The organism is Methylomonas sp. Uni0009, from assembly GCF_054188105.3.
In genome coordinates this window covers 3,440,492-3,463,647 of the sequence record NZ_JBTAFN010000001.1, presented here as the reverse complement: position 1 = coordinate 3,463,647, position 23,156 = coordinate 3,440,492, and the positions used below count along the sequence as shown (strand labels likewise).

The window sequence follows — 23,156 nt, the reverse complement described above, 5'->3', positions numbered from 1 at the left end:
AGCGCCTGTCAGCCAGTCCGCGGCAAACATACGCGAAAGCACGTACCCTTCCCCAGTTCGCTCTTCACCTCTATTCGCCCATTGTGCTTTTTAACGATCCCATACGATAAAGACAGGCCCAGGCCTGTGCCCATGCCAACTGATTTGGTGGTAAAAAACGGATCGAAGATTTTTCCAAGCTGTTCGGGCTTGATGCCCTTGCCGGTGTCCTCCACCTCAACCCAAACATTTTGCTCGTCATACGCGGTGCGAATCGTAATTCGGCCGTGATCCTCGATGGCTTGCACGGCGTTGATCAAAAGGTTCATAAACACTTGGTTGAGCTGGGACGCGATGCAATTTATCTCGGGGATTCCGCCGTATTCCTTGACGACGTCGGCCTTGTACTTGATCTCGTTCCACACCACGTTAAGCGTACTGTCGAGACCAGCCTCAAGATTCGCCGATTGCTGTTCCAGTTCGCCGACGTGAGAGAAATCCTTCAGATCCTTAACGATGCGCCGCACTCGCTGCAGGCCGTCGAGGGATTCCGCCAGAAGATCGCCAATATCTTCGCGCAGATAGCCGATATTGATTTCCTGCTTCAGATGCGTGATATTTTGCAAGGCCTCATTTACCAACGACCCTTCAATCCGTTCGTAAGCCGCCAGCAGTGCCAGCATGCCATCGACATACTCTTGCAAGGTGCTCAAATTGGAGTTGACGAAGCCAATGGGATTATTGATTTCGTGAGCCACACCGGCCGCGAGCTGACCAATCGAAGCCATTTTTTCGGATTGCAGCAGTTGCATCTGGGTTTCTTCAAGCTGCCTGATCAGCTCCTCTTGACGTGCCTTCTCGGCCAGCAATTGCGTATTGGCCATTTGCAGGGATTCAGTGCGCTTTCGCACCTGTTCTTCGAGCTCGTCTCGGGAATCGCGCAATGCTTCCTCGGCCCGTTTGCGTTCGGTAATATCGTTAAAGCCGAAGACGCGGCCGATGATGTGCTCGCCTAGATATTGCGGCCGGGATCTACATTCGAAAATCCGGCCATCATTGAGGCTCAGAATATCTTCGGTTTCGCTGTTGCCGACGAGTTCCTGTAGGCGCATACGAAATATTTCCGGCTCGGCAACCAGCCCGGCAATAAACTCGAGAATATCCGCTTCCTCCCCCTCCAGCAGCAACTCGTCGGAAATGCCCCACATGCTGCTGAACTGGCGGTTCATGTTGGCGATCTTGCCATGCCAATCGATGACCAGAATGCCATTGCCTGTCGATTCCAACGTCGCCCGCAATTGAGACAATATTTGGGCCAGAGCATCCTCGGCCTTGTGCTCGTTCTGTACATCCCTGGCCTGCACCAGAATCAAAGGGCTTCCTTCGTGATCAATGACTTTGACGGATTTGGTCACCGTCAGCATCGAACCGTCGGCGCATTGGTAAAGTCCGTCCTGGGTCTCGATATCCTGGTATTGGCCGTTACGGACGTCCTCCCAATAAAACACGTCTTGCAATGAACTTTCGATGTTGGTGATCGGCATGGCCAGCAATTCGGCTTCCGAATAGCCCAGCATTTTCTCGACAATCTTGTTGGCAACGATGATCCGCAACTCACCGGGTTCAACCAACAACATCATATACCGGCTGTAATCAAGCATCAGATGTTCGAGGCTGATCATCCGGCTCGCTCCTGCCCAGGCGTATTCGGATCGAAATAGTAATTGACCCGTTTGCGCGGACTGAGATAGTTGTATATCTCCCGCGGGACCTGCGCCGGCCTGATCGCCTTTGCGATATTCGCATCCGCTTCGCACGCCGTGTCCACCAGAATCGCCTCATCCCTGGGAATATCGGCGTCGTAAATCAGCACCAGCGGTTTCATCGGCTTGGCGGTATTAACGGTAACCACCATGCCGATCACCCCATTGGAAAACTGCACAATGGTGCCGGGCGGATAAACCCCAAGACAACGGATAAAGACCTGGAGCAGTTTCTGATCGAATTTGTTGCGCAACTTGGCAAACATTGTCGACAGTGCCTCATGAGGTGTCAACGCATCGTTAATATTCACCGGATTGCACAATTCATCGTAGTGGTTGGCAATGACAACAATCCGGGAAAGCAAACCGATAGCCTCACCCTTTAGTTTATTAGGGTAGCCAGTCCCATCGAACCATTCGTGATGTTCGCGGATGATGGTCACTACAGCAGGCGTCAACCCCAGCCGCTGGCCGATTTCCGCGCCGTACTGGCAATGCATTTCAAACAAATGCCGCTCAGCCTGATTGAGCGGCTCCTTTTTCATCAGAATTTTTGTTGGAATTTCCTTGTGGCCAATATCGTGAAACAGTGCGCCTATGCCCAAGCTGCCGACCAGTTCTTGGGGCAACTGGATGTCGCGCGCCATCATTAGGGAAAGCATGGTGACATTCAAAGAGTGGTAATACATTTCCTCTGCACCCACTTTGCCGATCATGACATGTATAGCAAGTTCCGGTGCGCAAAGCAGCGAGTCGACAATTTGGTCCACCAATTGCCCAGCCTTGCGCACGGTTTCCGCCGGCATGGTAAACAGGCTTTTCTCAATGCCGTGTATCGTTTTAGCGGTATCGATAAAGGCATTTTCAATCCGCGCCGCCACCTCTCGCTGCTGCTGGATCCGCTCGACCAGCGCCAGTTTGGCTGCCAACGCCGGCGAAATATCCGGCTTGGCGGCAAGCTGTGGTTGCTCTACCTGCTGTGTTTTTTTAGGCAGCGGATTGACATCGCTGAGGGCCGGATCGTAACGAATCGATTTCAGCCCAAGACCCTGCAGGGTCTTGATCTGCGCCTCGTTTTTAATCTTGAAATGGCTGAACGAGAATGGGTGATCAAACCACTTGAGATCGAGGTGGATATACAACCCGACCCGAAGCTGATCCATGGTGATGTTGAGGTCATCTTGCATAGGGATTGGCAGTTCGATCAACTTTTGTCAGATGGAAAAATGTCGAATTCATACCGTCTCTACCCATACGCCGCCCCAGACCACTCCCGGTTTTGCGATCATCTTCATACGGAAGACGCTGCTTCAGTGAGTTTGACCGGAAGCGTAGGGGAAATAAGGAAAATAAGCAAACCAGGAGTCAAATCCAGTTGGACCCCATGCCAATCAAAAGCTTGGGAACTGAATAGCAAGTCATTCTCCTCATACCCCCTTAGCAATTGAGCCATGTGTTTCCCTTCTTCTGCATCCGGACGATGATCCATTAGAAGATAGCTAAGAGTGCCGGTGCTTGCGTTGGCAATTACCTGAAGGTGTTTAGCTTAGCGAGATCTTTTATCCCGTTCCAGTTCCAAATATTTATGCCGCAAATCGACATAATTGCCGCCTATCCATTGCCAAAATGTCGCCGCCGCTTCCGGATCAGTGCTGATTAACTTCACGGCTATCGCGCCGTTGCTGCTGATGTCGGTAATCTGTGCGTCAATATCAATGCTGGCTTTGGTTTTGACGACGCGCCTGTCGGTATCGACCCGAAAAGTCACCGGTTCGCCTACTTGAAACAGGATGTCGCGTTTTAAGCCGCCCAAAAACTTCAGGCTATACTCCGAAACCGATTGAAACGGCAACACGAACTCTGCATGCCAACGAAACGGCGGACACTGGATAGGCCCGGCGTTCTTGGGAAAGTGCACGGTATAGCCGTCATCGACTTTGGCTTTAACCACCCCCCGGGTATAAATTTCGTGGCAATTGGTCAGTACCGCATCGCCCGGCTCCAGACCGTATTTTGCAGCGTGTGCAGTCAGGCTGTTGAAAGCCAAGACAAATCCCAAAACGATTGTTTTCATGCTGCTCTCCTGATTATTATTGTTTACTTTCATCCCTAAACTTTCGGCTCGGCCAACCGGATACTGGAGATCAAATTCGTTCCCCAGCTTGGCGGTTGTACCCTCAGTCTGTATCCGCCACCAAGCGTTGTCAATATGTTGCCTACAATGCAGTTCAGCAGCAGGCGGATAACCCAATCCCATCTTTATCGCGGCTGCGGTGTGCTGGGTTGATATGGACCCAGCAGACTACGTACCAAGGTATTGGTTTCGTCTATATCCACAGTGATCATATGCCCGGTGTTAGTGCCTAGATAGGGCTGCATTGCTGCTGCCATATACGGGAACACCAGACGTAAGTCGTTACTGGAACCGTTACTTTGTACGCTGGTTTTCCATAACTGTTTGCGTTGCTGCTGTTGCAAATAGGCTTCTTTATCACAGGCTTCCAACACCAGATAGCGCCGGAACGTCGTGTAGGATTCGGTGCGTTGCGAATAGCCGCCGTAACCCCAACCAAAACCGGGATAATAGCCATTGTAAAATCGGGACATGCGGTACGGATAGTAATAACCCATGTCGTTCCACAATGGTACTTCGTAGCTATACTGGTGGACTTCGGGCGCACCGACGCCGTAACTTAAGAACATCACCAAATTGCTGTCCTGGATACTGTTAGCCTTGCTGTAACCGCGATTAGCCAGGACTTTTTCGATATAGGTTTTAAACTCGATAAACTGCAAATCCTGTTCGTTTGCGCCGGCATTGCCCGGCAATACGACGAATCGCATATTGCTTTGCGGAGCGCTTACGGCGACTAGCGAATCGATTTCCGTGCGGAATTGCAGCGGACGCGGTGTGGTGCTGCAAGCCGCCAGCAAGCCGGTCAACAGCAAAACCAACACCCGGTAACTTACACCTATCAATTTATTGCTCTGCATGATCACTCCCTGTTTCGTTCGTTGAACTATGCTCTTGCCATAAGCTTTGCGTGCGTTGCTGCAAGCGAATGTCGGCAAGTACCTTTTTATCGTGCAATTCCGCCTGATGGGTCAGTTGTTCTGTAAGTTGCTGACTTTCTGCAAGCCTTTGCCTAACCTGCTGGGTTTCCTGGGCCAGCAACTCCGCTTCCAGACGCATAGCCTTTAATTCGTTTTCATGGCGTAGCTGTTCGGCATACAAACGCTTCTCAAGTTCCAGTTGCTGGCTAAGCTGATCTTGTTTGTCTTCCAGCAAGCGCCGCTGTTTTTCCGCTTCCTGAGCCTGCATCTGCAATTCCAGCTCGGATACGCGGCGCAAATGTTCCAGTTGCAGGCGCTTTTCGTGTATTTCCTCCTCTTCCAGCAACCGCTGCTGCCGGGACAGCTCTCGGGTGCGTTCTTCATTCAACTCAAAAGTCTTTTTCAACACGTTCAGATAAACGCTGTCGCGGCCCAACTGCACGTTCGGAAATTCGTTAAAGCTGGCAGTAAGGCTACAGAGGGCTTGCGATTGAATATGCTGTTGCATCAACACTTGGTTAATAGCCAGCGCAATGCGTTTCTCGGTGTCAATTAGACCGGTTTGAATCCAGTTGCCATCAGCCAGCGTTTGCAGTTCAAGATTAACCACATCGTCGATAATGTCGGCATACAACTGCTTGATGTGTTGGTTAATCGTTGGCAGCATTTCGCTGTTTTTCAGCACATAAGCCAAGGTAGCCTGAAAGCGCAAATCCAGCGCCAAGTCCACCGTGCAAAAATCGTCGAACATACTCAGCTGCCGCCGGTATTGCCAGCTTTCTATCGTCAGCGGGTGAATGTGGTGATAGAAGCGCTTGACGAATTTCTTCGGACGTAAAAAAAGTTTTTTATACGGCCCGAGTTTTAGCTGCACCACTTGCCGGTCGGCGTCGAAACCAGCGATCCATTGCTCCGCCGAATCGGCAAGTGACTCTTCGAATAAATCGCCGCCTGCCAGCCAGATTTCCAATTCGCTGCCGGCGCTATTCATGGCTAACAACACCGGCTGCGGCAACCGCTTTTTGTTTAAGCGCGGCGATTTTGTCGGACATTTTTTCCGCAATCAGCGGGTAAAGATTCGGCGCAAACTCCACGGTTCTATCGTCCACTTTACGCAAGAAGCCGCGACTGAGCAGCAAGCCGACCACGAACATGCGCGACCAATCGGAATAGCGCCGGGCTTTTTCCAAGTCGGACTTTTCGATGACCATTTCCAGCTCGTCGTTTTCGTTAATCCGAAACTCGGTGAATTGCCGCAGGCATTCGAAAACCAGCTCTTCTTCCTGAATGGTTAAGGGTCCGGGTGCGGTAAATTCCAAACGATAAGACAGCAATACCGTGAAAAAATCCACCATCGCCGCGCAGGCAAATGCGAACCAGGAAAACCCGCGCCACATCGCGAACGATGGCTTAACTTCTTCGACAAACTGTTTATAGGTCATTAGCAAGGGCGCGTCGGGTAAAGTTAAGCCCATGCTGCTGGCCAGTTGATTCACGCCGAGTTGAATATCCTGATAATTCTTTAAAAATTGTGAATAAGTGGCTTCCTTGTCGTTAGTCACATCCAGTTCATTAAGGTTACTTTGCAGCAGCCTAATATTGCTGTCCAAGGTTTGAAAAGCTTGTTCCTGCTGTTGCAAGGCCTGCTTTTTTTCCTGATAAATTTGGTTGTAGTGACGCCAGAACGGCCCTTCTCCCACCTGATTTTTATAGCCGGGCCCGATCTGATTATGGGTTCCAAAATACGCCTGACTGGCATCCAGCGAAGCTTTTTCCAGATCCAGTTTTTGCTGGTGCAGCATCTGGCTTTTAACTTGCAGAATGCCGTCCACATAACTTTTGGTTTGCTGCCTTAACTCATTCAGCCGATTGATATGCAGGGTTTCCTGCTCGGATATTTCGTAAAACTTGAAATAGGAAAAAGTCACCGAAGCGGCAATCGCCACCGCTAGAGACGCTACCACAGTAAAGTAGCGCATGCGATTGGCTTTCCAATGGATGCCGGCCATTTCCAAAGAACAGATAACGATGATGGATTGAATGGCGACGGTAATCACCAACGCAATCCAGGGCGTAATGAAATGCGATAAACCGTAATAAGTGGTAAAGCCGGACGACAGGCTAAGCATCAGGACGATGGGTATCGTCCAGATACGCAACATGCTGACAAACAGGGTCTGAACGCGGTTAATAAAATAACCGAGTCCGGTAGAACGGATTTTGATGCTGGGATTTGTCATTATTATTTTTTTGCTCCAGCAGAATGCGGGATAAAACGGCGTCAGCTCATACTTAAAAGCGCTCGCCGGTGTCATGAACAATGGTCACCACGGCTTTCTCCACGCCCATCAGTGCCGTGCTCGCGCCGCCCGAGATGACCGGAGTTTCGACTAGCTCCACCGCCAAATCAAAATCCGAAGCTTACGGTTTTTGATCATGTCGGCAACCCTGGACATAGCGCCCAGGACTGCCTGACGATTTGCTGGGCCTTGACAAAAGGCCCTATTTAGCAAGCGCCCCGCTTTCTCCGCGACTTGAATCATAGCCACACCGATTCAGTCCATAACCGAGCCGCTGGGGTTTTGCGATGCCAACTTTGCCAGCACAGTCGCGGAGTTTTCCAACACGACTTTATGTAATTTCACTACCGGGGTATTGCCGATCAAGTGCATTACATCGCTGGCAACAGGCATTGAGTTACCCCTATTATTTCTCGATTTTAAACGCTAAAAACACCGGGCTGCCATTACGTTGTACCAAAAGTGCTATCGATTTTTCAACCGGTAATTTCGCGACGATAGAGTTAAACTCGGCGGCATCACGCACCACATTATTTTGAATGCGCAAAATAATATCTCCTGGCTGAATGCCGGCGTCCATTGCTATGCCTTTGTTAACTTTTTGTACTATTACGCCGTTTTTCTCAACCTGCGATTGCTGGCGTTGCTCGGTGGTTAAATCGGCAACAGCCAATCCCAGCCGATTCACAGCGACTTCAGGCGCAGCGGCGGGCGCGTTTGCCAAAGAGGACGGTTGCGCAGGCAACAAGCCAATTTTCACGCTAAGATCCTGCTTATCACCCTGGCGAATAATTTTAACCTTGGCTTTTTCGTCGATAGGCGTCATACCCACTCTAGGCGGCAATTCACCGGACGTTTCGATGACTTGGCCGTTAAACTCAACAATAATGTCGCCAATTTGAATCCCGGCTTTTTCGGCGGGTCCGCCGGGTATCACTTTTGAGACCAAGGCACCGTGCGGCCGGTCCATACCAAACGACTCCGCCAACTGCCGGGTTACATCCTGGATTTGTACACCCAACCAGCCCCGCGAGACTTTACCTTTACTTTTAATTTGGTCGACTACGTTCATCGCCACATCGATAGGTATGGCAAACGATAAGCCCATATAGCCACCGGAACGGCTGTAGATTTGCGAGTTTATTCCGACCACCTTGCCTTGCATATTGAATAAGGGGCCACCTGAATTGCCCGGATTGATGGCAACGTCGGTTTGAATGAAAGGCACATAATTGCCATCCGGCAGGCTCCGTCCCTTGGCGCTGACAATACCGGCGGTAACCGATTGATCGAAACCGAACGGGGTACCAATCGCCAACACCCACTCACCTACTTGCAATTGCTCCGGCGAGCCGACTTCCACTACCGGCAGGTCCTTAGCTTCTACTTTTAATAGGGCCACGTCGGTGCTTTCGTCGGAGCCGATCAGCTTGGCAATCAACTCCCGGCGATCTTTCAATTTAACGACAATCTCGGAGGCGTTGTTCACTACATGGTGATTGGTCAAGACGTATCCGTCTTTGGAAATCACAAACCCTGAGCCCAAGGAGTTGGTTTCTCGTGGTGAATTACCTCCACGCCCAGGGCCCTGGAAAAACCGCCGAAAAAACTCTTCCATTTCCGGCGGCATATCCTCAGGCATTTGCTGTTGATCGACGCTCGCTTGCGGATCTGCAGCCTTTTGGGTCGTACTGATGTTGACCACCGCATCCCCATTGGTTTTAACCATTTCGGTAAAATCGGGCAATTGCGCATAGCTTGCATCAATCGCCGTTAAAAATATCAAAACTCCATAAAACAGCTTATTAAGCATGTAATCTCCACTCATACATTTGATTTGTTACAAAAAGGACACGCTAACGTAGCGCTATGCCGTCAGCAATTAGCTCGACTGTTTTGGCGGGTACTTCACCCAATACGGTGAATTGGGTATCGCCAATCACCTTACTGAACGAATTGACAGAACCCAGGCTATGCAAACCATTCATACCTTGCGATTCTTTGGCTTCCAGATACACCGACACGGTAGAGAAACCGTCGCTAATCAATAAGTGATCTACGGCTTTCTGAGATTGCTGGATGGAATTGCGAATAAAAAATACCGGCTCAAACCCAGACGGCCAATTCTTCAATACGAATGTAGCGTTTTCAAACGGTTCGGCTTGAGCGGAGTGGATATGTTTAACATGAAAGCTGTTGTCGTCGACATTGCCGGTGTGGGGCTCGGCTAAGGAATCGGTCATTAAATCGGTGAAAACTACTTGCTCCACGATACTGCCGTCCAAATTGTAAACTTCGACTTTCAGCGGCAAAAAATGTTGGGTATCCACCCAGATTTTTCTCGGGTAGCGCAGCGCATCGGTAGGCTCGACACTGACGATTTGCGTCGGCAACATCGCAATGGATTCCTGACCCGACAAAACTAATTGATAATTTTTTTCCAGGTTAGCGGTGTTCTGCGGCAAATTGACGATAAACGAGCTATCCAACGGATGATGATTCACCACTTTTTGACTGGTTTCCTTAAATGTACAAGTCACTTCGTTGGATTTACGTGTCACTTCCCGCATCGGCGAATTCAAAGACGCCAAGCGCTCCTGTTCTACGCCGTTTTCAACACTATGCTGATATTTCATCGTATCGAGTTGACCGTTTTTCATGAAGATCACGGTACCCCGGTAGTTGAGGGTTTTCATCGCCCGGTTCATATTATCCAGCCATTGTCGGGCCGTAACTTGATCCTTATCGGCAAAAGCGCTTTGACAAACAACGCACAGCAAAAAAGCTTTTAAAACTCTCACGCGCTTATTCCTGCCGATAGCCCACCACCCGTGCGTAGGGTTGTCCCGCTTGCACGCTATTGACATACATCGCGTTGTCATGGGCTTCCAGATAATCCTTGAATCGAGCATGCATTTCCTCGGCTGATACGTCTTTACCCTGAGCCACCATCTCGACCGAACCGAGCGGGTTGTGCATTTGTTTATCCACTTTACTGCTGACCCACACGACGGCCAGTGCTACCGACGCGGCAATCGCCAACGCCGCTTTTTGCCAATTTACCGCCGACTTTTTTTGGGGTAAAAAGTAGGTAGGTTCCTGCCTAATCTGTTCGTGAATCTTGTCCACAAAATCGCTGGTAACGTGAGAATATTCGCCAGTCTTCATGACTTGACTGGCAATTTGATAGCGGCGCAACTTGTCTTTCAGCAAACCGTCGTTCTGCAAAGTTTTTAATAGCGACAGTGCTTGCTGACTATCCAGTTCGTCGTCTATCAGTTGAGAAAGTTTTTCGTTAAGTTGTTCTTGCATCGATACACCTTTAGTCGAGCAATGGGTTTAATTTTTGGTCTATGGCTTCGCGAGCCCTAAAAATCCGCGAGCGTACCGTCCCGATGGGGCAATCCATTGCTTCCGCAATTTCTTCGTAACTCATCCCTTCAAACTCCCTGAGCGTAATTGCAATCCGCATCTCTTCTGGTAACCTCTCGATAGCTGATTTAATGACCGCCACAATTTGTTCGTTCATCAACAAATTTTCCGGCGTTTCTATATCTTTTAGTTGTGGCGCGTTTTCTACTTGTTCGGCATCTTGAACATCGATTTCGTAGTCAAAATGACGGCGCGAACGCGACAACAAATAGTTTTTGGCGGTGTTAATCGCTATACGATACAACCAAGTGTAAAAGGCGCTGTCACCGCGAAAATCTCCCAAAGCCCGGTAAGCCTTGATAAAGGTATCCTGCGCCACATCTTGAGCTTCGCTCGGATCCTTGACGTACCGGTTCACCAAGTGGACGATCTTGTGCTGGTATTTGATCACCAAAAGATCGAAGGCGGATTTATCGCCTTGCTGCACGCGGCGCACCAACTCTTGATCCAGATCTTCGGTATTCGTTTCTTGTTCGTTCACTGCGCTATTTTGGTATTGAAGTGGACAGAATTAAACCTCATTAGTTCTGGCAACACAAAAAAAATTACCGCAGGATTAAAACCAGATATTATTCGAAAACGCTAAAACTATTCATCCGGCCGCAAAGTTGACCACACTGACAGCAAACCAACCTAACAATACCGCTGATTCCTATTATGACATCCTTATCGCCGGCAGCGGTGGCGCCGGACTGAGTCTTGCGTTGCATCTTGCCGACACCTATAAGGTGGCAGTGCTCGCCAAATTCGCACTGACCGAATGCAGCACTTATTACGCCCAAGGCGGTATCTCTGCCGTATTTGACGAAGAATACGATTCCATCGAATCGCATATAGAAGACACCTTGATCGCCGGCGCCGGCTTATGCGATCCGGAGATAGTCAGACTCACCGTCGCGCAGGGTCGACAAAGCATAGAGTGGCTACGTCAACAAGGCGTGAATTTTACCGAAGAGCGTAACGCCGACGGCGCCAAACAATTGCATTTAAATCGCGAAGGCGGCCATTCACATCGCCGAATTGTGCATACCGACGACGCCACCGGCAAAGCAGTCTCGCTGTCGTTGATCGAACGCGCCCAGGCACACCCGAATATCACCCTACTGGAATACCACAACGTCGTCGAACTGATCACCGCCACCAAGCTGGGGGCAAGCGAGCAACGCATATGTGGCGCCTATGTATTGGACAGCAAATCCGGCAGCATCAAATCGATTGCCGCCAAAGTGGTGGTGCTGGCGACCGGCGGCGCCAACAAGGTTTATCTGTATTCGACCAATCCGCACATTTCCAGCGGCGACGGCATTGCGTTGGCCTGGAGGGCCGGCTGCCGGATCAGCAACATGGAATTCATGCAATTTCATCCCACCTGCCTGTATCACCCGACCGCGCGTTCTTTTTTAATCAGCGAAGCGGTGCGCGGCGAAGGCGCACATTTGATCCTGCCCGACGGCGAGCGTTTCATGCGCCGTTACGACGAGCGCATGGAACTGGCGCCGCGCGACATTGTCGCCCGCGCCATCGATAGCGAAATTAAGAAACACGGTATCGAATGCGTCTACCTGGACATCAGCCACAAATCGCGAGAGTTCATCCAAAAGCACTTCCCCACTATTTATATGCAATGTCTGGAACTGGATATCGACATCAGTCAGCAACCGATCCCCGTGGTGCCGGCGGCGCATTATACCTGCGGTGGCGTATTAACCGACGCCAACGCCCGCACCGACATCCCCGGCTTGTATGCCATCGGCGAAGTCGCCTGCACCGGGCTGCACGGCGCCAACCGCATGGCCAGCAATTCTCTGTTGGAATGTTTGGTGTTCGCCGAGCAGGCCAATCAGGACATTCGCCGCAATTTCGCACAATTGCCGGAACCTCTGCCGCTGCCGGATTGGGACGAATCCAAAGTTGGGGACTCGGATGAGGAAGTGGTAATCGCTCACAATTGGGATGAATTACGCCGTTTCATGTGGGATTACGTCGGCATCGTTCGCACCAATAAACGCCTGGAACGCGCCATGAACCGCCTGGTGTTGCTGAAAGACGAAATCGCCGAATACTACGGCCAATTCCGCATCACCAGCGATTTGTTGGAACTGCGCAATCTGGTTATCGTCGCCGAGCTGATCATCCGCTGCGCGCAACAGCGCAAGGAAAGCCGGGGCCTGCATTACACCAAGGATTATCCGGATCTGGACAACAGCCAGCCACCGCAAAACACCGTGTTGACACCGGAAAAATCCGGCCGGAAAGCTCACTAATTGTCGTTATCAGGTTGTAAAAAACAAGAATGAAACGCGGGCCGGACGCGCTGTTCCGACCCGCATACATCAGATAGCCCGAACTATAATTCCAGCTTCGAATACACGCCAGCGACATTACCCTCTCCCGAGATGGCGCAATTTGTTACGCGCCAGCCAACCATTGATTGATCAGCTTTTATATAAGCCCACGACTGACATATTTCTGACATATTCGCTCACTAGAATCCCCCGCCATACTCCTTTTTCCAGGACACTGAGCGATGATCGATGCTGAACGCATTCTGCAAGAAACCTATCCCGACTTTAAATTTGGCAAAGACAATAAGCTGGTCGTACAAGCTTTAAAAAAACTGATCCACGAAGACGATTTCAACGACGTTATCCGTAAAAACCAACATCTACGCGGCTTCGCGTTTCTCGACAAACTACTGAATTATTTCAAGTTTAATTATCAAGTCAGCAACGATTGTTACAACAATATCCCCTCCGAAGGTCGCTTGCTGATCGTCGCCAATCACCCGATCGGCACATTGGATGGCTTAGCCCTGGTGAAATTGATTCGATCAGTAAGACCCGACGTGCGCATCGTCGCCAACCGGGTCTTGTCGCACATGGAGCCTTTGCAATCAATCTTCCTCCCGGTTGATGTGTTATCCGAGAAGAAAAAACTGAAAGACGTCTATAAAGTGATGCTGGATGCGCTGGAGCATGAAGAAGCGATCATTTTCTTTCCGGCCGGCGAAGTCTCGCGCATCACCCCTAAAGGCATCCGCGACGGTGCCTGGCAATCCGGTTTTATCAAGCTGGCCCGCAGGGCGCAATGTCCAATCCTGCCGATCTTTATCAAAGCCAAAAACTCCGCCTTGTTTTATAGCGCCTCGACGCTATACAAACCGCTGGGCACGATGCTACTAGTCAAGGAGATGTTCAACAAAAAGGGCCAGGAAATTAAATTCATGGTCGGCGCACCCGTACCTTACCAAGTTATTGCCGATAGCGAGGAAAGCAACAAACAGCTTAGTCAACGCTTTCGCAAGCACGTGCAAAACCTGGGCAGGAAAAACAAACCGGCGCTATTCGAAACCGTCGCTACCGTAGTGCATCCTTCCGACACCAAAGCGGTGAAGAAGGCCTTGTACCAATCGCGTCTGCTTGGCGAAACTCGCGACGGCAAAAAGATCTTTTTATACCAGTTTCAAGACGATTGCCCGGTGATGCGGGAGATCGCCCGCTTGCGCGAGCTAACCTTCAGAACCGTCGAGGAAGGCACGGGCCTGGCTTTGGATCTGGACAAATTCGATATTTACTACAGCCATATCGTGCTGTGGGACGACAACGATCTGGAAATCGTCGGCGCGTATCGAGTCGGCGAAGGCTCGGCGATTATGGCCAGCCACGGCGTGGACGGCTTTTATACGCAAACCCTGTTCGATTTGCATAGCGAATTTGAAGCTTATCTGCCCTACAGCATTGAATTGGGCCGCAGCTTTGTCCAACCGCGTTATTGGGGGCAACACAGCCTGGATTACCTTTGGTACGGCATCGGCGCGTATTTGCGCGAACGCCCGGACATCAAATACCTATTCGGTCCGGTTAGTATCAGCAACGCCTATCCACAGGCCGCCAAAGAACTGATTATCGGTTTTTATCAACAACAATTTGCCTCCGATTTACAGCACACCAAAGCCAGAACACCGTTCGTGATTTCGCAACAAGGCAAGGCATTTGCCGCCACCGAATTCAGCGCCGACTACTCCACCAGTTTCAAAATACTGAATAGCGAACTAAAAAAACTGGGCGTCAAAATCCCTACGCTTTATAAACAATACGTGGAATTATGCGTCGATAAAGGCTGCCATTTCGTCGCCTTCAATATCGACCCGGACTTTAACAATTGTATCGACGGCCTGATCATGGTGGAGGTCGATAAAATCGCACCCAAGAAAAGACAGCGCTACATTGAAAAATCACTGGCCGGGTAGATTGGCGCGAATTCATGGAAAATCGTTCATTCCCGGAGTTGGATCAGCTGGAAGCAATGATCCGGCAATTCGGCGACCGCGCCCATTGCGAGATAGTCGAGCAAATAAGCTACAAAGACACACAATTTCCCATCCATTGCCTCAGCCTGGGTTCAAACAGCCCGGACGTCCCGGTATTGGCTTTTTTCGGCGGCGTGCATGGCCTGGAGAAAATCGGCTCGGAAGTCATATTGGCCTACTTGCAAACCATCCTGCAATTATTGGATTGGGATCAAGAATTTAACGCTCGTTTGCAGCATTCGCGACTCGTATTTGTGCCCATCGTCAACCCGGTAGGCGTCTATCGGGGAACCCGTTGCAACGGCCATGGCGTGGATTTGATGCGTAATTCGCCCATCGAAAGTATGGGCAATACCCGGCTATACAGCGGCCAGCGTTTCAGCGCCAAACTGCCCTGGTATCGCGGCGATGAATCGAAAATGGAAAAGGAAGCCCAAGCCTTATGCCGAGTGGTGCATAAACATCTATTCGACGCGCCCTTGTCGATTGCTATCGATCTGCATTCGGGGTTTGGGATACACGATAGGTTATGGTTTCCCTATGCGTCCTGCCAGACGCCGTTTCCAGGCATCGCCGAAGCGTACGGCTTAAAACAACTGTTTGATCGCTGCTACCCGCATCATTTTTATAAAATAGAGCCCATGAGCCAGGAATACGTCATCAGCGGCGATTTATGGGATTATCTATATGACGACTTTATCGACCGGCACGGTAGACAGCGCGTGTTTCTGCCGTTGACGCTGGAGATGGGCTCTTGGCTGTGGCTGCGTAAAAGCCCGACGCATTTGTTTCAACGTCACGGCTTGTTTCACCCCTTGTTGCCGCATCGCCAACAGCGCATCATGCGTCGGCATCTGACCTTATTCGATTTCTTGTATCGCAGCCTGCTCTATCCGCAACAATGGGCGACATTGACCAGCCAACAGCAAGAACATAATCGGCAACAAGCAATGGATTTCTGGTATGCCTGAAGCAGCAGCCGGGCAACATTGGTTATTACTGCGCGGTCTGTGCCGAGAGGCTGCACATTGGGGAAATTTTCCGGATGTGTTGCGGCAGGCTTTTCCGGAATCGACCGTCACAACTATCGATTTGCCAGGCACCGGCCGATATTACCAAGAACCTAGCCCGGACAACATCGAAGCGATAACGGCAAAAGTCCGCGGCCAGGCTTTAGACTATGGCTTGCTGGCAAAGCCGGTAACGTTACTCGCACTATCGCTCGGCGGCATGGTAGCCTGGGAGTGGTTACAGCGCTATCCGCACGACATCGCCGCTGCCGCCCTGGTCAACACCAGCTTTGCAGGCTTAAGCCCGTTTTATCGGCGCATGCGTTGGCAGAGTTATCCGCAGTTTTTTCAGTTATTATTGGAAAGGGATTTGTATCACAGAGAACTGGCAATCCTTCAGCTGGTTAGTAACCGGCAAAATCTCTACGCGGAAACGGCCAAGGCCTGGACCGCCATACAGCAAGTTCGGCCTATCAGCCTTGCTAATGGAATCAGACAGCTAAAAGCAGCGGCACGCTATCGGCCTAGTCAGAAAAAACCCGAGACACCGTTGCTGATATTGAACGGCCGGGGCGACCGTCTAGTCGCACCGGCTTGTTCCGACGCCATTCATAGTAAATGGCAAATCGACATCTTCAAGCACCCGTGGGCGGGCCATGATCTATGTTTGGACGATGGAGCCTGGGTAGCAAACCGTTTAAAAGACTGGATAAACCAGGCTACGGTTTGAATCCGAAGATTATTTAATTTCGAACTCGGCTTTATTGCGACCTGAGGCCAGCAGTTCCTGCATCCATTTCGGTGCCAATCCACGGCCAGACCAAGTTAAGGACGCATCGTTAGGACTACGGTATCTAGCCGCAACTTTGCCGGTTTTTCTTTCGGATTTTTTTTCGCCGTCTTGAATATCGACCGTTACACCGATAGAAGCCGCTAATTCCTTAATTTGCGCAATAACTTCCTTACGTTTACTGGATTGTCTTTCTTTTAATGCTTTTTCGGCATTATCAATAACAGCCTGTAATTCGGCTTCGGATAGTTTATTAAAGTCAGTCATATTTTCCTCGTTAATCAAAAAACGCAAGCAATTCTATCACCCGGCGTTTATAAATAAAACTATTATTCAGGGTTAACTGAAAAATTGACCTCGGAATATACCTTACCTTTCTTATCCGTCAACTGTACTTGCCATTCGCCTTTATCTTTGGCAGACAAGATTTTACTAGACCATACCTTGGTTATTTTATCTTTCATATCCAATTGTTTTTGATGCACGATTTGACCGTTACGCGACCATTGATGAAACAAAGATCTACCCTTCATGTTTTTTATCTCACTAAAATAAAAAACTTCCCGGGATTGGTTAGGAATAACTCTCAGCGGCGACTTAATCGGTTCGCCGGGCTCATCATCCTTGGGTTCGGTATTTAAAGAGGCTCTGATAACCTTGCGGTCCAATATAATCGCCGCCGGCTTTTTAACACTGTCTATTTTTTTAACACTTTCTGAGTTAGCTGATGCCTGCTGTACTATCGCCGGCACTGGCTTTTCCAATAGCGCAGGCTCCTGCCGTTCAACCATTTCAACATCCGGTGTATTTAATTTTTGAACTTTTTCCGTGGTATCGATCTGAGTATCGGTATCTTCATCGCCGCCACCAAACCATGAAAATAATACTATTAGCATCAAAACTAACACCAGAACCGCAACCAGTATCCTGCGAATATGCCAAACCGTTACCGTTTGCGGCTCCGCGTTTATGCTTGGGTGTTTCCTATCATAATTAATTTTGATAACTACTTTATTATCAGCCATGTTTTTTCCCGATATTGAATCAACCATATGAAACTGGAATGACTTGATGCACTAGCCCGTTACAACACATTGTCCTTGGTAATATAACATTTTAGTTCTAACATAATCGGCTGAACTTGCCGAAAACCTGGATGTTTGCATGAGTAGCCTGCTTAAACAATTTGAAGAGTCCTCCTCATTGTACGGAGGCAACGCCCATTTCATCGAGTACTTGTACGAACAGTACTTGAGCAATCCGGAATCCATCAGCCCGAGCTGGCGACAGCGCTTCGACCACATTCGCAGTGGCGCCACCGAAGACACGCCGCACAGCGTGATTGTGGAACGCTTCGAAAAATTGGCGATTGCAGAACCAGGCAGACTGGCCAGAATGCAGGGCTTTACCGAGCAAAGCGTCAAGAAGCAATCAGCGGTAGCCCGTTTGATCAATCATTACCGGGTCAAGGGCCACCAGATAGCTTCCAACAACCCGCTTGGCCAATCGCAAAGCATTCCAGCCGACTTAGAACCCATATATTATGGTTTGACGGATGCGGACATGAGCACACTGTTCGACACCGGCGGTTTGTGCGGCGTTGATCGCTTGCCCTTAAAAGCCATTATTCAAACGCTTAACGAGATTTACTGCGGCAGCATCGGCAGCGAATACATGCACATCGTCGATGACGAGAAGAAGCGTTGGATCAAGGATAAACTGGAAGGCGCAAAACCGGATTTCAGCAGCCACCCGGAAAAACGCCAATGGCTTTTAAAGTTGCTGATCGCGGCCGAAGGCTTGGAGCGCTTCCTGCACCGCAAATATGTCGGCCAAAAACGCTTTTCGCTGGAAGGTGGTGAGTCTTTAATTCCGATACTGGACGAATTAATCCAACGCGCCGGCGAACACAAAGGCAAGGAAATCGTCATCGGCATGGCCCACCGCGGCCGGTTGAACGTACTCATTAATATATTGGGTAAAAGCCCGGCGGTATTGTTCGGCGAATTCGAGGGCACTCACACGTCCTCGCCCGGCGTATTGACCGGCGACGTCAAATACCACCAAGGCTTTTCGTCCAATATCGCCACACCGGGTGGCCCGATTCATTTGACGCTGGCCTTCAACCCCTCGCATTTGGAAATCATCAATCCGGTGGTGGAAGGTTCAGTAAAAGCCCGCCAAGATCGCCATGGCCCGGATGGTTTTGACGCAATTTTGCCGATATTAATTCACGGCGACGCCGCGTTTGCCGGCCAGGGTATTGTGATGGAAACCTTGAATATGTCGGAAACGCGGGCGTTTTCAACGGGCGGAACGGTACATATCGTCATTAATAACCAAATCGGCTTTACCACCAGCAACCCGTTCGACGCGCGCTCCACCCTGTATTGCACCGACGTTGCCAACATGATTCAGGCGCCGGTATTTCACGTCAACGGCGACGATCCGGAAGCGGTGATTTTCATCACGCAATTGGCATTGGATTACCGCAATACCTTTCATAAAGATGTGGTTATCGACTTGATTTGCTATCGCCGCCACGGCCACAACGAAGCCGACGAACCGGCGGCTACCCAGCCGATGATGTACAAATCCATCCGCGACCACCAAACGCCGCCGCAAATCTATGCTCAAAAATTAATGGCGGAAGGTGTCGTCACCGAAGACATGGTGCAGAAAATGGAGCAGGATTACCAACAACTGCTCAACGAGGGGCAACCGGTATCACGGCCGATTATCGAAAACAATGTTTACTCATACTCAGCGCGCTGGGTGCCTTATCAAAACAAACATTGGGACACGCCAGCTGATACCTCGATAAGCTTGGAGTATCTCCAATTCTGCAACCAACGCTTGCAAAGCTTGCCGGAGGGTTTTGAGTTGCACCCCAGAGTCGCCAAAGTCATGGATGACCGCAATAAAATGGCGGCCGGCGAAATCCCGATGGATTGGGGTTTCGCAGAAAATTTGGCTTATGCGTCGCTGCTACTGGAAAAATATGACATGCGATTGACCGGCCAGGACATCGGCCGCGGTACTTTCTCGCATCGCCATGCTATTTTGCTGAATCAGGCCAACGGTGAAAACTACATCCCGCTGAAACATTTGAGCGAAAATCAGGGCCGCGCCCAAATCTTTAACTCGCTGCTCTCGGAAGCCGGCGTCTTGGGTTTCGAATACGGCTACAGCTCCACCGAACCCAATAAATTGGTGATCTGGGAAGCGCAATTCGGTGATTTCGCCAACGGCGCGCAAGTGGTCATCGACCAATTCATTTCCTCCGGTGAAACCAAATGGGGCAAACTCAGCGGCTTGGTGATGCTGCTGCCGCACGGTTTTGAAGGCCAAGGCCCGGAACATTCCTCGGCTCGCCTGGAGCGCTATTTACAGTTGTGTGCCGACCACAATATCCAAGTCTGCGTACCCACCACCCCGGCGCAAATTTTTCATTTGCTGCGCCGGCAAATGTTACGCCAATATCGTAAGCCGCTGATCGTCATGAGCCCGAAAAGCCTGCTACGACACAAGCTGGCGGTATCGACACTCAGCGATTTAACCGACGGCGAATTTTTGAACGTGATAGGCGAACAAGACGATATCGATCCCTACCATGTCACACGCATAGTATTGTGCGCCGGCAAAGTCTATTTCGATTTGTTGGAGGCCCGCCGCCTGGATCAGGAGCAACTGCGCCATGTCGCGATTATTCGTATCGAGCAGCTCTACCCGTTTCCGAACGAACAATTCAAACGCGAAATCGACAAATATCCCAATGTCGAACATATTGTCTGGTGTCAGGAAGAGCCTAAAAACCAAGGCGCCTGGTACCAAAGCAAGCACCATTTTTTCGATTTGCTAGACAAGAATATCCCGATCAGTTATGCCGGCCGGGTCGCGTCGGCTTCTCCGGCGGTCGGCAATTACAAAACCCATCTCAATGAACAACGCGCCGTGGTAAACGCCGCGCTCTATGGCAGCAACGAAGGAAATACACATGAGCTTTGAAATACTGGTCCCCAGCCTTCCCGAATCCGTATCCGATGCCACCTTAGTCGCATGGCACAAACAGGCGGGCGAATGGGTAAACGAAGGCGACAATCTGGCTGATCTCGAAACCGACAAAGTCATCCTGGAAGTACCGGCCCCCAAATCCGGAACTCTGCTGGAACTGGTGGTACAAGACGGCGAAACCGTGGTCGGCGGCCAACTACTCGCCAAACTCGACGCCCAGCAAGCCAAACCGGCCCAGGTAACCGAAAAAACCGAAGAAGCCGTGCTTAGCCCTTCCGTTCGCAAACTGGTTGCCGAAAAGGATCTTGATCCGCAAGCCATCGCCGGCTCCGGCAAACATGGCAGGATTCTGAAAACCGACGTCTTGGATTTCTTAAACACGCAAGCGAAAGACGCGCCACCTGCTCCTACTCCCGCGCCGGCAGCGGAAACCCACTCGCCGTTGTCCGCCACAGCTGTCGCCAGCTTGAGACCGGAGCAGCGGGTGCCGATGACCCGCTTACGTGCCAAAGTGGCCGAACGCTTGCTGCAAGCCCAGCAAAACGCGGCGATGCTGACCACCTTCAACGAAGTCAATCTCAGTGCCGTCATCGATCTGCGCAATCACTACAAAGATCGTTTCGAAACCAAACACAGCATCAAGCTGGGCTTCATGTCGTTCTTCGTCAAGGCATCGATTGAAGGCTTAAAACGCTTCCCGGCCATTAACGCTTCCATTGACGGCAGCGACATCATTTACCACGGCTACTACGACATCGGCATCGCCGTGACTACACCGCGCGGCCTAATCGTGCCGATTTTGCGCGATGCTGACCAACTGGATTTCGCCGGCATCGAAAAAGGCATACACGATTTCGGCAATAAAGCCCGCAACGGCTCGATCAGCGTCGAAGACCTCAGCGGCGGCACCTTTACCATCACCAACGGCGGCATCTTCGGCTCCATGTTGTCCACGCCCATTCTGAATCCGCCGCAATGTGCAATTTTGGGTATGCACGCCATCAAGGACCGGCCGGTGGTGGAAAACGGAGAAATCGTGATTCGGCCTATCATGTACTTAGCCTTGTCCTACGACCATCGCTTGATAGACGGCAAGGAAGCGGTGCAATTTTTGGGTATCATCAAAGAGTGTCTGGAAGCGCCGGCACATTTATTACTAAATATCTAAGATACTGATCTATCACTCCCGCGCGAGCGGGAGTCCAACCTCCAGCCAACATCAATTTCATGCGCTACACCATTATTCCGGTCACCGCCTATCAACAAAACTGCACCTTACTGGTCTGCGAACAAACCAATAAAGCCGCTCTGGTCGACCCTGGCGGCGACCTTGATGTATTGCTGAAGGAAGTCAAAAAGCGAGGCGTGGAGCTGGAATCGATTCTGGTCACCCACGGCCATCTCGACCATGTTGGCGGCGTGGCGGAGTTGGCGGAAAAACTCTCGTTGCCGATCATCGGCCCGCAAATTGAAGATAACTTCTGGATCGAGGCCTTGGCGCAGCAATGCCGGATGTTCGGTTTTCCTGAATCGGTGAGTTTTACCCCACAGCGTTGGCTGAACGACGGCGATACGGTTAAGGTGGGTAATGAAGTGTTACTGGTAATTCATTGCCCCGGACACACACCTGGCCATGTGGTGTATTTCAGCGAGGACGAGCGCCTGGCGCTGGTCGGCGATGTACTATTCAAGGGCTCGATCGGTCGCACCGACTTTCCAAAAGGCGACCATCAAACTTTGATCGACTCGATTGAATTAAAACTCTGGCCCTTAGGAGAGGACGTGAAATTCATCCCCGGTCACGGCCCTATGTCTACTTTTGGCGCGGAAATGCGCAGCAATCCCTTTGTTGGAGCCTACCGCTAACCGAAAAAAACCAGCCCAAGGACAGGTTAAAACGGAGGAACTAGCATTCTGGATAAATAGCTGCCAGCGGATTTTATTGACAATGGTGGATGGGTAGGGGCGATAGCCGAAACCCATCGCATCAGTTTGAGGACACTTGATGGGTTTCGCTTCGCTCTACCCATCCTAAACATTGCAATGCCTCAACCCTGTTTTAGCGGTACGCCATCCAAGCCACTCGGCCGGGGCCCTGGTACCAAATCGCTCAAAACCGCCTTGTCCAAAGTCTGTAAAAACTGCTCGACAGCGCCGCCTAACAATCCTATCAGCCCGCACCCTTTCTCCAGCGCACAACTACCCTGCTTTTTGGGATTAAAACATTCTGCCATCTGAAAGTGCCCCTCCACTTCCCTTACCACATTGCCGACACTGATCTCCCGCGCCGGCCGCGACAAACAAATGCCGCCCCCTTTGCCGCGTACCGTCAGCACAAAACCTTTTACGCCCAGTTTGTGTACCACCTTGACCAAGTGGTTTCTGGAGATGCCGAAAAAATCGGCTAATTCAGTAATTGTTACCCGTTTTTCAGTGTTGATAGCCAGATAAATCAGTACGCGCAGCGCGTAATCGGTATGTGCAGTCAATTGCATGTCGGTGAAT

The 23,156-nt window shown here is 50.6% G+C and carries 21 protein-coding genes; 7 read left to right on the top strand and 14 right to left on the bottom strand.

The genetic code is table 11. The features are described 5' to 3' along the window. Nucleotides 1-8: 8 nt before the first annotated feature. The 11 genes from ACWAU0_RS16060 to rpoE all read right to left on the bottom strand — a co-directional run bounded on the left by ACWAU0_RS16060 (nucleotide 9) and on the right by rpoE (nucleotide 11,009). Nucleotides 9-1,661: a PAS domain-containing sensor histidine kinase gene (locus tag ACWAU0_RS16060; RefSeq protein WP_171695723.1), complete on the bottom strand. Its 1,653-nt coding sequence runs from the start codon at nucleotides 1,659-1,661 to the stop codon at nucleotides 9-11. Next, nucleotides 1,658-2,929, bottom strand: coding sequence for a cyclic di-GMP phosphodiesterase (locus tag ACWAU0_RS16055; protein ID WP_458137254.1), 1,272 nt, complete (start codon nucleotides 2,927-2,929; stop codon nucleotides 1,658-1,660). The genes ACWAU0_RS16060 and ACWAU0_RS16055 overlap by 4 nt, the downstream gene beginning before the upstream one ends. Before the next feature lie 359 nt (nucleotides 2,930-3,288). Beyond that, complete coding sequence (locus tag ACWAU0_RS16050; RefSeq protein ID WP_240617966.1) at nucleotides 3,289-3,816, bottom strand: hypothetical protein; 528 nt, start codon at nucleotides 3,814-3,816, stop codon at nucleotides 3,289-3,291. 185 nt (nucleotides 3,817-4,001) lie between these two features. Then, nucleotides 4,002-4,736, bottom strand: coding sequence for a hypothetical protein (locus ACWAU0_RS16045; RefSeq protein WP_458137253.1), 735 nt, complete (start codon nucleotides 4,734-4,736; stop codon nucleotides 4,002-4,004). Further along, nucleotides 4,723-5,787: a hypothetical protein gene (locus ACWAU0_RS16040; protein ID WP_458137252.1), complete on the bottom strand. Its 1,065-nt coding sequence runs from the start codon at nucleotides 5,785-5,787 to the stop codon at nucleotides 4,723-4,725. The genes ACWAU0_RS16045 and ACWAU0_RS16040 overlap by 14 nt, the downstream gene beginning before the upstream one ends. Continuing rightward, entirely contained in the window at nucleotides 5,780-7,036 is a 1,257-nt protein-coding gene (locus tag ACWAU0_RS16035) for a hypothetical protein (RefSeq protein WP_458137251.1), read from the bottom strand. Before ACWAU0_RS16035 ends, ACWAU0_RS16040 begins: the two co-directional genes overlap by 8 nt. Before the next feature lie 315 nt (nucleotides 7,037-7,351). Beyond that, complete coding sequence (locus tag ACWAU0_RS16030; protein WP_458137250.1) at nucleotides 7,352-7,489, bottom strand: hypothetical protein; 138 nt, start codon at nucleotides 7,487-7,489, stop codon at nucleotides 7,352-7,354. Between the two features lie 13 nt (nucleotides 7,490-7,502). After that, a complete protein-coding gene (locus tag ACWAU0_RS16025; RefSeq protein ID WP_458137249.1) occupies nucleotides 7,503-8,909 on the bottom strand; it encodes a DegQ family serine endoprotease in 1,407 nt (468 codons plus the stop codon). A gap of 43 nt (nucleotides 8,910-8,952) precedes the next feature. Beyond that, nucleotides 8,953-9,897, bottom strand: coding sequence for a MucB/RseB family sigma factor regulatory protein (locus ACWAU0_RS16020; protein WP_458137248.1), 945 nt, complete (start codon nucleotides 9,895-9,897; stop codon nucleotides 8,953-8,955). Nucleotides 9,898-9,901: 4 nt separating this feature from the next. Then, nucleotides 9,902-10,408 carry a sigma-E factor negative regulatory protein gene (locus ACWAU0_RS16015; protein ID WP_458137247.1) on the bottom strand — a complete coding sequence of 169 codons (507 nt, stop codon included), beginning with the start codon at nucleotides 10,406-10,408 and terminating at the stop codon, nucleotides 9,902-9,904. Between the two features lie 10 nt (nucleotides 10,409-10,418). After that, nucleotides 10,419-11,009 (bottom strand): RNA polymerase sigma factor RpoE, encoded by a 591-nt coding sequence (rpoE, locus tag ACWAU0_RS16010; protein WP_192395959.1) that lies wholly within the window; start codon nucleotides 11,007-11,009, stop codon nucleotides 10,419-10,421. 127 nt (nucleotides 11,010-11,136) lie between these two features. On the opposite strand from rpoE, the gene nadB reads away from it, so the two are divergent. The 4 genes from nadB (at nucleotide 11,137) to ACWAU0_RS15990 (ending at nucleotide 16,577) form a co-directional block, all read left to right on the top strand. Further along, nucleotides 11,137-12,792 carry an L-aspartate oxidase gene (gene nadB / locus ACWAU0_RS16005; protein ID WP_458137246.1) on the top strand — a complete coding sequence of 552 codons (1,656 nt, stop codon included), beginning with the start codon at nucleotides 11,137-11,139 and terminating at the stop codon, nucleotides 12,790-12,792. A 263-nt stretch (nucleotides 12,793-13,055) separates the two neighbouring features. Next, a complete protein-coding gene (gene olsF / locus ACWAU0_RS16000) occupies nucleotides 13,056-14,777 on the top strand; it encodes a bifunctional ornithine lipid synthase OlsF (protein WP_458137245.1) in 1,722 nt (573 codons plus the stop codon). Between the two features lie 14 nt (nucleotides 14,778-14,791). Further along, entirely contained in the window at nucleotides 14,792-15,808 is a 1,017-nt protein-coding gene (locus ACWAU0_RS15995) for a M14 family zinc carboxypeptidase (RefSeq protein WP_458137244.1), read from the top strand. After that, nucleotides 15,801-16,577, top strand: a complete 777-nt coding sequence (locus ACWAU0_RS15990; protein WP_458137243.1) for an alpha/beta fold hydrolase — start codon at nucleotides 15,801-15,803, stop codon at nucleotides 16,575-16,577. The genes ACWAU0_RS15995 and ACWAU0_RS15990 overlap by 8 nt, the downstream gene beginning before the upstream one ends. 9 nt (nucleotides 16,578-16,586) lie before the next feature. Here the strand turns inward: ACWAU0_RS15990 and ACWAU0_RS15985 are convergent, their stop codons facing one another. Then, complete coding sequence (locus ACWAU0_RS15985) at nucleotides 16,587-16,904, bottom strand: H-NS histone family protein (RefSeq protein WP_033156614.1); 318 nt, start codon at nucleotides 16,902-16,904, stop codon at nucleotides 16,587-16,589. A 62-nt stretch (nucleotides 16,905-16,966) separates the two neighbouring features. After that, the gene (locus ACWAU0_RS15980) at nucleotides 16,967-17,662 is read right to left on the bottom strand and encodes a DUF2914 domain-containing protein (protein ID WP_458137242.1); all 696 of its coding nucleotides are present in this window, start codon (nucleotides 17,660-17,662) and stop codon (nucleotides 16,967-16,969) included. A gap of 139 nt (nucleotides 17,663-17,801) precedes the next feature. Here ACWAU0_RS15980 and ACWAU0_RS15975 point away from each other — a divergent pair, with 139 nt between their 5' ends. From ACWAU0_RS15975 to ACWAU0_RS15965, 3 genes are read left to right on the top strand one after another with little or no spacing between them, the layout of a single operon-like run. Further along, nucleotides 17,802-20,645 (top strand): 2-oxoglutarate dehydrogenase E1 component, encoded by a 2,844-nt coding sequence (locus ACWAU0_RS15975; protein ID WP_205450461.1) that lies wholly within the window; start codon nucleotides 17,802-17,804, stop codon nucleotides 20,643-20,645. Continuing rightward, nucleotides 20,635-21,819 (top strand): 2-oxoglutarate dehydrogenase complex dihydrolipoyllysine-residue succinyltransferase, encoded by a 1,185-nt coding sequence (gene odhB / locus ACWAU0_RS15970; RefSeq protein ID WP_033156617.1) that lies wholly within the window; start codon nucleotides 20,635-20,637, stop codon nucleotides 21,817-21,819. Before ACWAU0_RS15975 ends, odhB begins: the two co-directional genes overlap by 11 nt. Before the next feature lie 59 nt (nucleotides 21,820-21,878). Next, nucleotides 21,879-22,517 carry an MBL fold metallo-hydrolase gene (locus ACWAU0_RS15965; RefSeq protein WP_458137241.1) on the top strand — a complete coding sequence of 213 codons (639 nt, stop codon included), beginning with the start codon at nucleotides 21,879-21,881 and terminating at the stop codon, nucleotides 22,515-22,517. Between the two features lie 182 nt (nucleotides 22,518-22,699). Here ACWAU0_RS15965 and ACWAU0_RS15960 read toward each other — a convergent pair whose 3' ends face one another. Next, nucleotides 22,700-23,146, bottom strand: coding sequence for an Rrf2 family transcriptional regulator (locus tag ACWAU0_RS15960; RefSeq protein WP_033156619.1), 447 nt, complete (start codon nucleotides 23,144-23,146; stop codon nucleotides 22,700-22,702). Between the last annotated feature and the right edge of the window lie 10 nt (nucleotides 23,147-23,156).

Bases quoted from the DNA above. Each gene is read 5' to 3' on its own strand.
- ACWAU0_RS16060 (WP_171695723.1), bottom strand. From the start codon at position 1,661: ATGATCAGCCTCGAACATCTGATGCTTGATTACAGCCGGTATATGATG.
- ACWAU0_RS16055 (WP_458137254.1), bottom strand. From the start codon at position 2,929: ATGCAAGATGACCTCAACATCACCATGGATCAGCTTCGGGTCGGGTTG.
- ACWAU0_RS16050 (WP_240617966.1), bottom strand. From the start codon at position 3,816: ATGAAAACAATCGTTTTGGGATTTGTCTTGGCTTTCAACAGCCTGACT.
- ACWAU0_RS16045 (WP_458137253.1), bottom strand. From the start codon at position 4,736: ATGCAGAGCAATAAATTGATAGGTGTAAGTTACCGGGTGTTGGTTTTG.
- ACWAU0_RS16040 (WP_458137252.1), bottom strand. From the start codon at position 5,787: ATGAATAGCGCCGGCAGCGAATTGGAAATCTGGCTGGCAGGCGGCGAT.
- ACWAU0_RS16035 (WP_458137251.1), bottom strand. From the start codon at position 7,036: ATGACAAATCCCAGCATCAAAATCCGTTCTACCGGACTCGGTTATTTT.
- ACWAU0_RS16030 (WP_458137250.1), bottom strand. From the start codon at position 7,489: ATGCCTGTTGCCAGCGATGTAATGCACTTGATCGGCAATACCCCGGTA.
- ACWAU0_RS16025 (WP_458137249.1), bottom strand. From the start codon at position 8,909: ATGCTTAATAAGCTGTTTTATGGAGTTTTGATATTTTTAACGGCGATT.
- ACWAU0_RS16015 (WP_458137247.1), bottom strand. From the start codon at position 10,408: ATGCAAGAACAACTTAACGAAAAACTTTCTCAACTGATAGACGACGAA.
- olsF (WP_458137245.1), top strand. From the start codon at position 13,056: ATGATCGATGCTGAACGCATTCTGCAAGAAACCTATCCCGACTTTAAA.
- ACWAU0_RS15995 (WP_458137244.1), top strand. From the start codon at position 14,792: ATGGAAAATCGTTCATTCCCGGAGTTGGATCAGCTGGAAGCAATGATC.
- ACWAU0_RS15990 (WP_458137243.1), top strand. From the start codon at position 15,801: ATGCCTGAAGCAGCAGCCGGGCAACATTGGTTATTACTGCGCGGTCTG.
- ACWAU0_RS15985 (WP_033156614.1), bottom strand. From the start codon at position 16,904: ATGACTGACTTTAATAAACTATCCGAAGCCGAATTACAGGCTGTTATT.
- ACWAU0_RS15980 (WP_458137242.1), bottom strand. From the start codon at position 17,662: ATGGCTGATAATAAAGTAGTTATCAAAATTAATTATGATAGGAAACAC.
- ACWAU0_RS15975 (WP_205450461.1), top strand. From the start codon at position 17,802: ATGAGTAGCCTGCTTAAACAATTTGAAGAGTCCTCCTCATTGTACGGA.
- odhB (WP_033156617.1), top strand. From the start codon at position 20,635: ATGAGCTTTGAAATACTGGTCCCCAGCCTTCCCGAATCCGTATCCGAT.
- ACWAU0_RS15965 (WP_458137241.1), top strand. From the start codon at position 21,879: ATGCGCTACACCATTATTCCGGTCACCGCCTATCAACAAAACTGCACC.
- ACWAU0_RS15960 (WP_033156619.1), bottom strand. From the start codon at position 23,146: ATGCAATTGACTGCACATACCGATTACGCGCTGCGCGTACTGATTTAT.